This is a genomic window from Alicyclobacillus hesperidum, from assembly GCF_900107035.1.
GTDB lineage: Bacteria > Bacillota > Bacilli > Alicyclobacillales > Alicyclobacillaceae > Alicyclobacillus > Alicyclobacillus hesperidum.
This window is the reverse complement of sequence record NZ_FNOJ01000011.1, coordinates 67,976-80,586: the sequence shown is the minus strand read 5'-3', so window position 1 is coordinate 80,586 and position 12,611 is coordinate 67,976. Positions and strand designations below refer to the sequence as shown.

Here is a 12,611-nt window from a genome sequence, read left to right as displayed (position 1 = left end):
CTGACCCCTGCCTGTTCAGCGTCACCTCTCGATGACGGTTACTAGCCTTGCTAGCGCGCAGACAGGTCTCCCCAGATAAGAACGGACTCTTTCCCCTCACGTACCTGCCGCAGTTTACTGCCGTAGCTCTTGGCGACTTAGGACTTCGTTGTGTGTAGGCAACTCGTCCAACTATGACAGCCTCAAATGCGATTCGTGTACCTCAGGTCGAGGGTTTGCCTCCAGCTTCCTTCAGATTCCACCTCACGGTGGACACCCTTGCTCTTGGCTAACGGTAGGTATGTCGCCAACCCCCGTTCGGGACTTACACCCTAAAGATTCCGCCCATGCTGGGCGTACTAAGAAAAACCTCCACGTGCATGCGCACATGGAGGTTTTGGATGATGGAAGGAAATGTTGCCTTTACGACGCTTTCGCCTTCACTTGATGATTGGCACCTACGTTTGATTTTGGCGCCAACACGAAATACACGATCCCCGTCACAATAGGCGCCGCAAATGCCGTCAAATCGGCACCGCCAAACCACGCTGTGGACAATGGGCTGACCCAAAGAGCGCTGTTTGCCGTGAAAAATGTTGCCGCTACACCGATGACGAAGGATGCCATAGCTCGCCAATTGATGCCGCCAGTATACCAGTAGGCAGACCCGGGCCCCGATTCAACCAGTGCTTGTGCATCGTAACGGCCTTTCACCAAGAAGTGATGCACGAGATAGATGGCCGCCCATGGACCCATCACCGTAATCATAAGATCCAAGAAATTTTGGAAGAATGATACAAAATTCGTCGAGAAAAACAGAGCATATACGCCAATGGCGGTACAAATGATGCCGTCAATCGTCACCGCCCAGTAACGCTTAAGGCGAATGCCCATGGACAAGAAGCTCATACCTGAACTATAGGCATTCAAATAGTTGGCGCAAATATCACCAATGACGACCGCAAGCAGAAACGGAATAGCCGCCCATGCCGGAATGGCTTTCGCAATCGCCATGACCGGATTGCTAGAAAACGCGTTCGGATTGACGAACGTCCCAAGCACGACGCCAAGCCCCATCATCACAAAGCTGGCTACGCCGCCACCCCAGAACGTCGCACCGACGATCCGCCGTGTCGGCGTTTGGACAGGCAAGTAACGAGAGTAGTCGGCTGCAAAGTTCACCCATCCATAAAAGGTACTAGCAAGCCCAATGGAGAGTGCCAGCAAGAATGTCGGAAACGGACCATGAGCCGCCATGTTTTGAATAGATGGAGCAAATCCCCAATGTACGGACGGCAAGACGGCGAAAACGACGATAACGGCGCAGATGCCTAGTACGAACGCCAGAATACGTTGCATCGTGACCAGCGTTGCGTGGCCTAAAATCGGCACCGTGTACGTCAAAATCAGCGTGATAATGAGTGCAATCACAGTCGGTCCGACACCGGTCGAAGGCAGGCCCACGTACTGTGCAAGACTCAGGATAGCCCAGACCGTCAGAACCATCGTCACGCTCTCCCAGCCAACGGCTGTCATCCAGCTAAAGAAGGCTGGCACCTTATTCCCATGCACGCCAAAGGCGGCGCGAGAGATGGTCAACGTCACAGTCCCGGCTTTCGGTCCCGTCCCACACACGATACCTAAAACTGCGAATGAGAACGAACATAAAAGTACTACAATCATGCTTTCCCAAACGTTCAGCCCTAGCGAGGTAAACAATTGTCCGGTCACGACGCCGGTGTACGTCAGCACGGCGGCAAACCACACGAAAAACAGTTCTTTCGGCATACCGTGCCGCTTACTTTCAGCGATGATGCCATTGCCTTCCGTTTCAAGATGAAATGCAGCATCGATTTGTGCCTGCTCTACATCTGGCCGTACCTGTGTGGCCATCCCCCATACTCCCCCTTTATCAACATAAAAAAGACCCCTTTTTGCGAAACGCTCGGATGCTTCGCCAAGAGGCCGTTGATATGGAAGAGTTGGTTGGTGCAACAAATGGATGAAAGAACAAATCGCTAATGTTCCGTCATTCCACCTGTCATCGTGGCTCTTCACATGGCAACGACCTCGTAGGCAAGCGATTCACGGTCGCTTGGTAGAAACTGCCGAGCCATATTCCCGGCATTATACGAGGTCTCATCTACGCATGTACAGTTTACCGATCTCGTTAGGCCAGAATCAATGGAATGATCAGCAAAAATAGCGTTTTAACGAGCCAATTCAACACGAGTGTTACAAATCCGACGCAATTCTATTCTGCATATTTTTGTGTGCCATGCTCAAATACCCGACAAGTAGGACAATGAGAATCGTCGTCACAATACTCACGGCACCTCTGCCGTAGCCCAGCCCGCCGTACGCCTTATCGACGCCGAACCAGTCCGCAAACGACGCCCCGAGCGGCCTTGTCATGACGTAGGAAAACCAAAAAGCAAACACTTCGTTCAAGCCAAACAGCCGGCAACACACGAACGGTGCGAGAAACAGCACAATAAACATGACGCCCGACGCAAAATAGCCTAAGTGCAAGGTCGTTGCGGTCATGTCGCCGCAGGCGGTGCCCATAGCAAAGGTCGCCAGAACTGCGGCCCAATAGAACATTTCGCGGCGACGCGTATAAATGCTGTGGATCGACAATGTCCCTTCGACTTTACTCCACGATATAAAAACCGCCGTCAGAATGATCGCGAACGCGATGGTAGACGCATAGTACGGCACGCCCAGGACGATATGGATGGCATCAGCGACCATCGTGCCAAAAATGGCGACCATCGTGACAAGCAACCAATAGACCCAGGGTACGTACTTACGCACCTTAAACTGCAAGACAAGTGCGACCAAGAATCCAAATGCCCCTAGGAAGACAGCAAGATACTGGTTCATATGGTAGACCAGATAATCCGATGTCGCTTCGCCCATGGCCGTCGTCAACAACTTGACGACCCAAAAATATACTGTAATTTCCGGAACCTTCGTCCACTGCGCACGAATCCGGCGGGTGGAGGCGTATCGAACTGCGCTCATTCTCGACTTCCTCTCGCAATGCGCTTTTCCACATCACTGGACAGCGCTAGATTGTGACCAAGATGCTCTTTCCATGCGGAAAAGACGAGCGCCATCCAAAAAAAGTTCGCCTTCGCGAAACATCAACTGTTATGCGCAATACCATCAGGCAAATCGCCGAATAGCGCCAATACTTCGGTAGCTGTTGCTCGATTGGCTCCGTCACAACTGATCACGCGACGGACTTCGATCCGTTCTTGCGCCGCCGCTGCGTAGGCAGATGAGGTGAATTCGGTGGCATGGTTCGAAATCAAGACAGGAATGCCACGCTGCGACAGTTCTGTCGCCAGGCGAGCAAGGTCTACCTGCGCCTCCCAGGAAAATCCCCCCGCGGCGTAGCCACGAAAATTAGCTGTGCGTGAAAGTGGAACGTAAGGAGGATCGCAATAAATGACGTCACCTCGTTCCGCGCGTGCCATCACGCTCCGAAAGTCCTCGCAAACAAACGTCGCTTGGGCCGCTTTCTGCGCAAAGTATTGCATCTCCCGCTCAGGGAAGTATGGCTTTGGATACCGGCCAAACGGCACGTTGAAGAGGCCCTTGCGATTATAACGGCACAATCCGTTATAACCATGACGATTTAAGTAGACGAACAAGGCTGCCCGGCGAAATATATCGTGAGCCATGTTGAACTCGGCACGTAGTTCATAATAACGTTCGGGCGTGTTGTTCTCCGGGATAAACATCGATTTGCAATATGCAATGAATTCGTCGCCATGGTCCTGCAAAATTTGATAGAGGGCAATCACGTCGGCGTTGATGTCGGCCAGTATGTATGCGGGATAGTCTGTGTTGAGGAAAACGGCTCCGGAGCCGACGAAAGGTTCAATCAAGCGACGACCCGCAGGCAGCCGCCGCCTGATGTGCGACAGCAGGCGATACTTGCCGCCAGCCCACTTTAAGAAAGGTTTCATCGCGACCACCTCCCCTTTGCGGGCCGGGATCACCGCCAACCACCTGTTGCAAAAAGGGGTAGACGGCGTGCTATCTTATTCTAAATCGGTCGATCCCTCTCGTCCATACAATACAAATGCACAAAGATGAAATTACGGGCGGATCGTCACAGGCGTCTGTAGCGGCACAGTGTGGGCAAGCCAGGTTACATCTTCGTTGTACATGCGGATACAGCCGTGTGACACGAGTTTGCCGATGCTTGCTGGATCGTTGGTACCGTGGATGCCATAGTGCGGTTTCGACAACCCGAGCCAGTACGCACCAAATGGTCCTCCAGGATGTGGCTCCTTATTGACGATGATATACTCCCCAACTGGGGTCTGCGTCGCAATTTTGCCGATCCCGACAGGAAATGACCGCGTCACACGATCGCCGTCGAGAAGGTACAACCGCCGGTCGGATAAATCGACTATGATACGATAAGTCGCCATTGACGTTCGCCTCCTGCATCCAAGATATGCAGGCTTGTGATGAACGTTTGAGAACGCCAAAGCTTCTGAGCCCACTTGGCTTCACCTGCGCACAAATGCATCGATGAGCATCCACACCCCCAAGAGACCAAGTACCACGGCAGGCAACTTCTCCACCCATTCCCCAAAGTAAGGACGCAAACGGGCGCCAAACTTTAGACCAAACCAAGTGACGATGAATGCTTGCAAGGCAATCAACGCCATCGTAAGCAGGACAGGAATATGGAGAAAGCCAATGGAGAAGCCGACAGCAAACTCATCCAAACTGATGCTGACGGCCGTGATCAGCAGCGTCCAGCCCGCCAGTTGACTCGCATGTCGGGGCTCAGACTCGTCTCCTTCATGGACAAACTGCCAAAGGCCAACAGCCATCAATAAGGCTCCGCCAAGGATTGACGCCCAATGCCCTAAGCCGTAGCCAAACAGATAGCCAACCAAGAGGCCCACGATCGGCGTGCATGCTTCTGCCGTCGTGAAGACGGCGGCAATTCGCAGTTTGGAAACGACGCCTGCCGCCCCCAACGCGACGGCAACCAGCAGAGTGTCGATCCCGAGCGAAAAAACGAGGACAAAAACGCCGATAAGCCTCATTTCGTTTCCTGCCTCAAACGACGCTTGAGTTGGTCTAAGCAGGCTTCACAAATGCAAACGGCCGACGAAGGGAGTTGTTGAAGCACCTCCTCGGGGAAAACCGCAGCATCGCACCAGCATGTCCCAGCAGGATGACCAGCGGCATGACCACAACGATTATCCATCCCGCAAAGCGGGCACAACTTTACATCCTGCATTGGATCCGCTCCTTCTCCCAAGCATGTCTGCCACCCTGTAATCCGAGTCCCCACACCCCATTCAGTATAGCCCCCGGAGAACACCACGCGATAGGGCAGGTTCACCCACCAAACAACTGAACTGTGCTACAATTCGATGTACCATGATCTTCGCAAGCTCGCGTCACAACCGTTTTGCGCGCGAGACAAGAAATCGGAATGAGGGAATCTGTATGAACGACGCGCTGCGGCTCAAAGTGGCGGACTTATTGCACGACAACGCCAAACTCAGTATCGATACCATCGCCAAAATGCTGGGGGAAGCACCTGAGGAGATTGCAAAGACCATCGACCGCCTGGAAAAGGATAAAGTTATCCTTCGCTATTCCGCTGTTGTGAACTGGGATAAACTCGAAACCAATCAAGTGACCGCCGTGATCGATGTGCGCGTGTTGCCGCAACGCGAAGTGGGCTTTGACGCCATCGCCAAGAAAATTTATCGGTTTGAGGAAGTCAAATCGGTGTCACTCATGTCGGGTGGTTATGATCTGCAAGTCACGGTTGTCGGCCGCGACATTCGCGAAGTGTCCCGCTTCGTCTCCGAAAAGCTGGCCACCATTGAAAATGTCACGGCAACGACGACACATTTTCTGCTGAAAACTTATAAATCGGACGGCGTCATTTTCGACGACACCGATGGAGAAAGGCGACTGATGATCACACCATGAGCAACCTATATGACCGACTGTCGCCTATCGTCACCAATCTGCCCCCTTCCGGCATCCGCCGTTTTTTTGATCTTGCCAACCAAATGCAGGACGTTATCTCGCTCGGCGTAGGCGAGCCAGACTTTGTCACACCATGGCACATCCGCGAAGCTTGCATGTATTCACTGGAACAGGGCTACACCACGTACACATCCAACCGCGGATTGCCGGAATTGTGTATCGAGATCGCAAAATACCTGACCAAGTTTGATCTCGCGTATGATCCGACTCGCGAAATCATGGTGACGGTGGGTGGCAGCGAAGCCATCGATCTCGCCATGCGCACGCTCGTTTGCCCAGGGGATGAAGTGTTGATCCCGACTCCCACGTACGTTTCGTATAAGCCATGCGCTTTGCTTGCTGGAGCCAGCGTGATCGACGTGCCAACGTATGCCGAGGACGGATTTCGCCTGACTGCCCAGGCCTTGGAACGCGCCATTACACCAAAAAGTAAGGCACTTGTCCTCTGCTTCCCCAACAATCCGACAGGTGCAGTGATGACGCGCGAAGACTTGGTGGAAATTGCCGAGGTTGCGATTCGCCACGATCTTTTTGTGATTTCTGACGAAATTTACGCTGAGTTGACATATGACGGTTTTCACGCAAGCATCGCCGCATTACCAGGTATGCGCGAGCGAACCATCGTCATCAGCGGTATGTCCAAAGCGTATGCCATGACCGGTTGGCGAATTGGCTATATTGCCGCCCCCGAACCGTTGCTCGCAGCGATGCTCAAAATCCATCAATACACAATCATGTGTGCCCCGCACATGGCACAACGCGCGGCTCTTGAAGCGCTGCGCAACGGCTCGGACGAACGGGATAAAATGACGGAAAGCTATGATCGACGGCGCAAATTGATCGTTGCTGGTTTGAACGAGATCGGACTTCCGTGCCACGAACCTCGCGGCGCATTTTACGCATTTCCCGACATTCGTCCAACAGGTCTTTCGTCAGAAGAGTTTGCTGAGCGCCTGCTCCTTGAACAAGGCGTTGCTGTCGTGCCGGGGAACGTGTTTGGCGAAACGGGAGAAGGTTTTATCCGATGCTCCTACGCGACGTCGGTGGAGTTAATCGAGGATGCCATACAACGCATGGGTACATTTGTCGCGAAATTGACGTCACAGACGGTCAAATAAGTCATCCAGTCCATCATGTCACAGGGTCAGCTCATGTGCGAGCGTAGACCCTGTGCATCTCCTTTGTATAACAAATGTTCGTCATATGCTTATCCCCAAGTCTGCCCCCAGCTCTGTGGGCTTCAACTGACGAACCAATCTGACACCGACCAAACCCACAAACGAAAACAACGACGGAATGACGAGTCCATAGTGATAACCATGAGCTATGACGTGCAAAGGAAACAGGCCCAGCACATAACCGAATAGACTTGGCAACAAAACCGCACTTACAAAGCCACCCATGTTCGAAAAGCCTGATACAACGCCGACCATTTCGATTGGAAATGAATCACGTACCAGAGCAAACGTTAGCGAGCTTCCACCATTGCCAAAGCCTATGAGCACTAGCAAAATGACAATCGCCCAGAGTGGCGGTTTGTCTCCGAGTAGAAACCAGGTCATCCAACTTACGAACGTGATCGCATGCACAAATGTATAGATGCGCTTGGTCATACCGAGACGGCTCGCAAGCGCGCTTGTCACCGGACCTCCCGCCATCGCGCCAAATAGTCCACACATGAGAAGACTGCTTGCTACAGCACGAGACATGCCAAAAACCTGCATGAAATAAGGTACGCCCCAAGACCCAATGAAGCCGACATACGTACCAACGAGGCCGAAATGGCACATGGCCGTGGCCCAGGCTTGGCGAGTGGAGAACATGCGGCGAAGCGTCGTCAACACAGGTGCCTGCGGTCGCAGCAAGCCTTCATGCATATCCGTTTTCGGCGGAAATTTACGGTTAGGTTGAATTACCAGCACAAAGTAGAGGAGTAGAGCGCAGGCGATAATCACAATGCCTATAACAAAAAACGGAAGACGCCACCCAACTGCTGAAATCCATACCGCATAAGGAACGGTTGCCGTTAAGGAACCAAGCCCAGCCGCCACACCTATGACGCCAAGCAGATTAATAAACTCTTTCGGTCGAAACCATTGATTGACAACAGAAACGAAGTTCACAAAGATCGTAGCGTCCCCCATACCAACCAGAAAACGCGCGACCATGAGCATATATTCGCCCCCCGAAACACTGTACAGCAGTGTACCAAGCCCGTTCAGGAGTGCCCCAACAATCAAAAAGCGATTTGGACCAAAGCGATCCGACAACAGTCCAACCGGAATTTGTAAGACCGCATAGGCCAAAAACTGCAGACTGCCCAAAAGACCTATGGTCGCTGCAGAAATGTGAAAGGTCCGCATGAGTTGATTGGTGATGAGCCCCGGCGCCGTTCGCTGACTAACAATAAAATAATAGGCAATCAAGACGGCAAAAAAGACGACCCACCGATATCGACTCTCTTGTCGAAGCAACTTTTCACTCCCCCAGAAAAAAGAGAAGCAGTGCCATGACTGCCCTCGTTGAATTGCGTTATCCACTCTGTCTTGCCATACACGATTATACCCATTCTTACTACAAACAAAAACGAGGCAGGAATACCCGCCTCGTCCTGTCCCATCACTGCGCTTGCTTCATCGTACTGACATCGATCACAAACCGATAGCGCACATCTGATGCCAGCACACGTTCCCAAGCTTCATCAATTTGATCCGCCGAAATCACTTCGATTTCTGGAGCCACCCCATGTTCGGCGCAGAAATCAAGCATTTCTTGCGTCTCCCGAATACCGCCGATGGCAGAACCAGCAAACGAACGCCGGTGTAGAATCAACGGAAATACATGCACCGCAAGAGGTTCAGGCGGTGCCCCGACGTTGACCAATGTGCCATCTGTTTTGAGCAACGACATGTAGGCATTGATGTCAATCTTTGCACTCACAGTATTGACGATGAGATCAAATGTGCCAGCGAGCTTTTGAAAGGTCTCCGGATCGCTGGTCGCATAGTAATGGTCCGCACCCAGACGCAATCCGTCTTCTTTTTTCTTTAAGGACTGTGACAGAACTGTCACCTCGGCCCCCATCGCATGTGCCAACTTGACCGCCATATGACCGAGTCCACCAAATCCAACGACAGCAACACGCTTGCCAGGTCCGACACCCCAATGGCGCAACGGAGAATAGGTCGTGATACCTGCACAAAGAAGTGGCGCAGCAACATCCAAACCAAGAGCATCAGGAATCCGCACCACAAAGTCTTCTCGCACGACAATGTGCGTAGAGTATCCGCCTTGCGTATATTGTCCGTAGCGATCCACCGAAGCATAGGTTCCAATATTCCCTTGAAGGCAATACTGTTCTTCGCCGTTACGGCAATTCTCGCATTCGCCACACGAGTCCACCATACAGCCCACGCCAACACGGTCACCGACTTTGAACTTTGTCACCTGTGACCCGACTTCCACCACAATCCCCGCGATTTCGTGACCAGGCACGAGCGGATACTGAACCTCGCCCCACTCGCCGCGAGCTGTATGAATATCCGAATGGCAGATACCAGCATATTGAATCTCGATGAGGACGTCGTCCGGCTGTAAATCCCGACGTTCGATCACCGCTGATTCAAACAATCCGTTCTTGCTATACACGGCACGCGCGTTTGCTTTCAACAATCAACGACCTCCTCGCGAGTCATCACATCGTCGCGCACGATATTACACATTGATGTAATAAGAATCATGCGTGTATGATTATAGCGTGACGTTGCGGTTCAACAATAGGCAATACAGTTTCGATTGCGCATTAGTGCACAGAAACGAGAAAAGTGTTACCCATACAGGTGGACAATGGAGGTATCAGCGACGTTGGACAGGCGGATCGCCAAATCAAGACAGGCCATGAAACAAGCTTTGTTGGAATTGATGGAAGAAAAACATTTTGATCAAATTACCGTGCAAGATATTGCTGACAAAGCTGATATCAGCCGCAAAACATTCTATCTTCACTATGTCGACAAGTACGATTTGCTCGATCGCGTGATCGAAGAATCACTTGAGGAGTTGCGAGCATTTTCCGAGAGCGTATGCGAAATGGATTGGTTACCTGCAACTGAAATGTGCTTTCAGTATTTGCAAAATCACTACGCGTTCTTCTCGACGATGTTGACCAGTAAGGGTGCACCCTACTTTCGAGCACGCTTTTTAGCGTTTGAGTTTGAAGCCTTCCAAGAGGAATTGCGCCGGACGACGGGCGATCGGCCTGGCGCGTTGCAAGATGTGATGATCCCGTTTGTCGTGCATGCGTACGTCGGCATCGTTGAATGGTGGCTGGCCAATGGCATGCCGTATCCGCCGAAGGTCATGGCGGAGCACGTCGGCACACTGTTGCAAGCACTGTATGAAACGCCGATGCATCGGGACAAGATTGGCTAGGGAGGAGCGTGATCGTTCATTTGGTGGCGAAGCTACCTGGCATTGTTGTCAGCGGCTATCCCGTGATCAACAGCGGAAATTGAGAACGAAATGATGCATGTAAAGCCAGCCCGATCATATCGCGGCACTATATTCGGTTCCCATCAATTGGGCGTTTGTCGTGTATGGTGAAAAATGATTTGCTACAATAATCCTCAAGGTCATCATCCAAGCAGAGGAGGAACTTTCTGATGATGCGAGTTCCCTACGACCATCGCCTCGAGCCAATTGATGAACAACTGACAAAGCTTATTGCAGAACGCCTTCGGATCAGCCAAGGAACGAATGGTTCTCCGGGAAAAGAACAGCTTGATCGGTGGTGCGAAGAATATCAGGTTGATCGGTATGTCATTAGTTCGGTGTTCGCCATGATGAACAATCCACGCCGGCCGCCCCGACTACCTGTATCACCACAAAACTTGGTCGGAATTGTTCCTGTGATGAAGAAGGTCACTGTGGATGGAGTTACCTTTCAGATTACCCGGATGGAGCAATATGCCGATGTCAGCCTTGTATACGTGGAGATTTATACAGATCAGGATGCGGAAACGGTAGAGTTGAATGTGCAGCTGGTGCTGGATGTTCAGCCGAATGAAGGGCACTGTATCGAACATTACCGTTCCCAAGGACACACCAATCAGGCGTCTTTCGTCTACATGGTAAGCCCAACGCTTCCCGATGACCTCAATACGTTTTCCTTCCGACTCATTCCAAGTCCCGTACCTTGTCGCCCACGCGCACCTGAGAAGGTTTTGAATCAAGAAATTGGATTTTATTGACATATTAAGACTTGTGAATACCTATTGCATGGACTTTGTTCTTAATAGCGAGAAAAATGATCGTATTGAGCGGAACGGTACTGATGCGATGTAGATATCAAAATTCATAGTTCTTTACCTATTGAAGACTCATTTTGGACATTCGATTTTCAAAGCCGCATAATAAATTGTGATTTCAAATTCAGTTACATGCGGTTATAAGCTGGATAAACGAACCTTTCCAGCCTTTGCGCCTGTTTTCTGCTTCAAGAACTGGGCGTTCTATATTTATATACCCATTGCCAAGGCATCTCAGTGTTCGGCCGATATAAAACATATTGTCGCCCATGCTCCGTAAACTTCCAAAGCTGGCCGTCCATGTTTCCATTAACGATACCAATGGAGTCCCAAAAAGGCATACGCTCCGGGACTGTTATTCCAGATTTTTCTCCAGGAAGAAGTTTCGAAACTAAAATCAATTTGGTTGTTCCCGACACCAAATTCCCCTGTGCATCTTCATGAAAATGTGGTAGCCAGAAGATGAAATGTGCCCACCACAAAATAGCCACGACCATCGCCACACTGATAATCCCCATTGCGATTTTCGTCAGTCTCTGCATTTGCGCGCCCCCGCCCCTCATTTGCCCCCTCATATCGCATCAAAAGGAAATAACAACCAAGGCGTGATGCAGAAGGCCACCCTCATTTGACATAGGGTACTTTTCCAATTTGATTTCGAAGATTGAATCTGCTTAAGCGATACTGCATTTCTCACGACTACGTCAGTGGTTGCAGTGACTTCGCCATATTTATGACGACATTCCGAGATTGGTACTAAAAACCCCGGCAGCTTCCAAGGTGTTACAATAGCGTATAAACCAAACACCTCCATAATACAAAATGCCCAGAATGTGTTCCAAAAATATTTAGAAATCGGAGTAAACATGTGTTCCAATTGCTTCGTTTAACGATTCGCTTTTTCCATCACCGCAAAATAGTTCCCCTCATTGTCTACGAAATTAAACACTTTACGAGTACCCATATGTACAATCTCGCCGACTGTAACTCCCTTGCTGGATAGACTCCTGTGTAATTCGGAAAGGTTTTCTGTGAAAAATAGCAAGGACGGTGTACCGAGGTTCACTTCAGGTTGCATTTTAGCGACAAGCTCCTTATTGTGGAGTACAATACTCGTTTCTGCTCCTATTGTCGGAACAATCTCAATCCATCGCATTCCTTGGCCATTATCTTCTTCGGAAATGACGCTAAACCCCACTTTCTCCGTCCAGAAACGCACCGCTTCTGCTTGGTTGCTTACATACAACATCACTTGCCCAACCTTGTGAATCATTCACCTTT

14 protein-coding genes and 1 riboswitch are annotated in these 12,611 nt (G+C 50.9%); of the genes, 4 read left to right on the top strand and 10 right to left on the bottom strand.

Translation table 11 applies throughout. The annotated features are described in order from the left end of the window. Nucleotides 1-402: 402 nt before the first annotated feature. The 6 genes from BLU70_RS09655 to BLU70_RS14980 form a co-directional block, all read right to left on the bottom strand. Nucleotides 403-1,872: a purine-cytosine permease family protein gene (locus BLU70_RS09655; protein WP_006446964.1), complete on the bottom strand. Its 1,470-nt coding sequence runs from the start codon at nucleotides 1,870-1,872 to the stop codon at nucleotides 403-405. A 160-nt stretch (nucleotides 1,873-2,032) separates the two neighbouring features. Continuing rightward, nucleotides 2,033-2,134, bottom strand: a riboswitch (purine riboswitch). Between the two features lie 80 nt (nucleotides 2,135-2,214). Then, a complete protein-coding gene (locus BLU70_RS09650; RefSeq protein ID WP_074693325.1) occupies nucleotides 2,215-3,006 on the bottom strand; it encodes a COG4705 family protein in 792 nt (263 codons plus the stop codon). Nucleotides 3,007-3,128: 122 nt separating this feature from the next. Then, nucleotides 3,129-3,959: a Dam family site-specific DNA-(adenine-N6)-methyltransferase gene (locus BLU70_RS09645; protein WP_040289466.1), complete on the bottom strand. Its 831-nt coding sequence runs from the start codon at nucleotides 3,957-3,959 to the stop codon at nucleotides 3,129-3,131. A 132-nt stretch (nucleotides 3,960-4,091) separates the two neighbouring features. Further along, nucleotides 4,092-4,430, bottom strand: a complete 339-nt coding sequence (locus BLU70_RS09640; RefSeq protein WP_074693324.1) for a L,D-transpeptidase — start codon at nucleotides 4,428-4,430, stop codon at nucleotides 4,092-4,094. An 81-nt stretch (nucleotides 4,431-4,511) separates the two neighbouring features. Then, nucleotides 4,512-5,060: a manganese efflux pump MntP gene (locus BLU70_RS09635; protein WP_074693323.1), complete on the bottom strand. Its 549-nt coding sequence runs from the start codon at nucleotides 5,058-5,060 to the stop codon at nucleotides 4,512-4,514. Further along, nucleotides 5,057-5,257: a cysteine-rich CWC family protein gene (locus BLU70_RS14980; RefSeq protein WP_074693322.1), complete on the bottom strand. Its 201-nt coding sequence runs from the start codon at nucleotides 5,255-5,257 to the stop codon at nucleotides 5,057-5,059. Before BLU70_RS14980 ends, BLU70_RS09635 begins: the two co-directional genes overlap by 4 nt. Nucleotides 5,258-5,469: 212 nt before the next feature. On the opposite strand from BLU70_RS14980, the gene BLU70_RS09625 reads away from it, so the two are divergent. Together BLU70_RS09625 and BLU70_RS09620 are read left to right on the top strand one after the other, a co-directional pair. Next, nucleotides 5,470-5,964: an Lrp/AsnC family transcriptional regulator gene (locus tag BLU70_RS09625; protein ID WP_074693321.1), complete on the top strand. Its 495-nt coding sequence runs from the start codon at nucleotides 5,470-5,472 to the stop codon at nucleotides 5,962-5,964. Beyond that, complete coding sequence (locus tag BLU70_RS09620; protein WP_074693320.1) at nucleotides 5,961-7,142, top strand: aminotransferase class I/II-fold pyridoxal phosphate-dependent enzyme; 1,182 nt, start codon at nucleotides 5,961-5,963, stop codon at nucleotides 7,140-7,142. The genes BLU70_RS09625 and BLU70_RS09620 overlap by 4 nt, the downstream gene beginning before the upstream one ends. An 81-nt stretch (nucleotides 7,143-7,223) precedes the next feature. On the opposite strand, the gene BLU70_RS09615 is transcribed toward BLU70_RS09620, so the two are convergent. Continuing rightward, a complete protein-coding gene (locus BLU70_RS09615; RefSeq protein ID WP_074693319.1) occupies nucleotides 7,224-8,498 on the bottom strand; it encodes an MFS transporter in 1,275 nt (424 codons plus the stop codon). Nucleotides 8,499-8,643: 145 nt separating this feature from the next. Beyond that, the gene (locus BLU70_RS09610; protein WP_074693318.1) at nucleotides 8,644-9,696 is read right to left on the bottom strand and encodes an NAD(P)-dependent alcohol dehydrogenase; all 1,053 of its coding nucleotides are present in this window, start codon (nucleotides 9,694-9,696) and stop codon (nucleotides 8,644-8,646) included. Between the two features lie 225 nt (nucleotides 9,697-9,921). Between BLU70_RS09610 and BLU70_RS09605 the strand changes: the two genes are divergently transcribed. Together BLU70_RS09605 and BLU70_RS09600 are read left to right on the top strand one after the other, a co-directional pair. After that, nucleotides 9,922-10,455: a TetR/AcrR family transcriptional regulator C-terminal domain-containing protein gene (locus BLU70_RS09605; RefSeq protein WP_006446956.1), complete on the top strand. Its 534-nt coding sequence runs from the start codon at nucleotides 9,922-9,924 to the stop codon at nucleotides 10,453-10,455. A gap of 230 nt (nucleotides 10,456-10,685) precedes the next feature. After that, the gene (locus tag BLU70_RS09600) at nucleotides 10,686-11,273 is read left to right on the top strand and encodes a hypothetical protein (protein WP_040289454.1); all 588 of its coding nucleotides are present in this window, start codon (nucleotides 10,686-10,688) and stop codon (nucleotides 11,271-11,273) included. A gap of 245 nt (nucleotides 11,274-11,518) precedes the next feature. Here BLU70_RS09600 and BLU70_RS09595 read toward each other — a convergent pair whose 3' ends face one another. Both BLU70_RS09595 and BLU70_RS09590 read right to left on the bottom strand, forming a co-directional pair. After that, a complete protein-coding gene (locus BLU70_RS09595; RefSeq protein ID WP_143027513.1) occupies nucleotides 11,519-11,872 on the bottom strand; it encodes a hypothetical protein in 354 nt (117 codons plus the stop codon). Nucleotides 11,873-12,216: 344 nt separating this feature from the next. Then, nucleotides 12,217-12,603 (bottom strand): VOC family protein, encoded by a 387-nt coding sequence (locus BLU70_RS09590; RefSeq protein ID WP_074693316.1) that lies wholly within the window; start codon nucleotides 12,601-12,603, stop codon nucleotides 12,217-12,219. Between the last annotated feature and the right edge of the window lie 8 nt (nucleotides 12,604-12,611).

Coding starts and splice junctions, on each gene's coding strand:
- BLU70_RS09655 (WP_006446964.1), bottom strand. CDS start 1,872: ATGGCCACACAGGTACGGCCAGATGTAGAGCAGGCACAAATCGATGCT.
- BLU70_RS09650 (WP_074693325.1), bottom strand. CDS start 3,006: ATGAGCGCAGTTCGATACGCCTCCACCCGCCGGATTCGTGCGCAGTGG.
- BLU70_RS09645 (WP_040289466.1), bottom strand. CDS start 3,959: ATGAAACCTTTCTTAAAGTGGGCTGGCGGCAAGTATCGCCTGCTGTCG.
- BLU70_RS09640 (WP_074693324.1), bottom strand. CDS start 4,430: ATGGCGACTTATCGTATCATAGTCGATTTATCCGACCGGCGGTTGTAC.
- BLU70_RS09635 (WP_074693323.1), bottom strand. CDS start 5,060: ATGAGGCTTATCGGCGTTTTTGTCCTCGTTTTTTCGCTCGGGATCGAC.
- BLU70_RS14980 (WP_074693322.1), bottom strand. CDS start 5,257: ATGCAGGATGTAAAGTTGTGCCCGCTTTGCGGGATGGATAATCGTTGT.
- BLU70_RS09625 (WP_074693321.1), top strand. CDS start 5,470: ATGAACGACGCGCTGCGGCTCAAAGTGGCGGACTTATTGCACGACAAC.
- BLU70_RS09620 (WP_074693320.1), top strand. CDS start 5,961: ATGAGCAACCTATATGACCGACTGTCGCCTATCGTCACCAATCTGCCC.
- BLU70_RS09605 (WP_006446956.1), top strand. CDS start 9,922: ATGAAACAAGCTTTGTTGGAATTGATGGAAGAAAAACATTTTGATCAA.
- BLU70_RS09600 (WP_040289454.1), top strand. CDS start 10,686: ATGATGCGAGTTCCCTACGACCATCGCCTCGAGCCAATTGATGAACAA.
- BLU70_RS09595 (WP_143027513.1), bottom strand. CDS start 11,872: ATGCAGAGACTGACGAAAATCGCAATGGGGATTATCAGTGTGGCGATG.
- BLU70_RS09590 (WP_074693316.1), bottom strand. CDS start 12,603: ATGATTCACAAGGTTGGGCAAGTGATGTTGTATGTAAGCAACCAAGCA.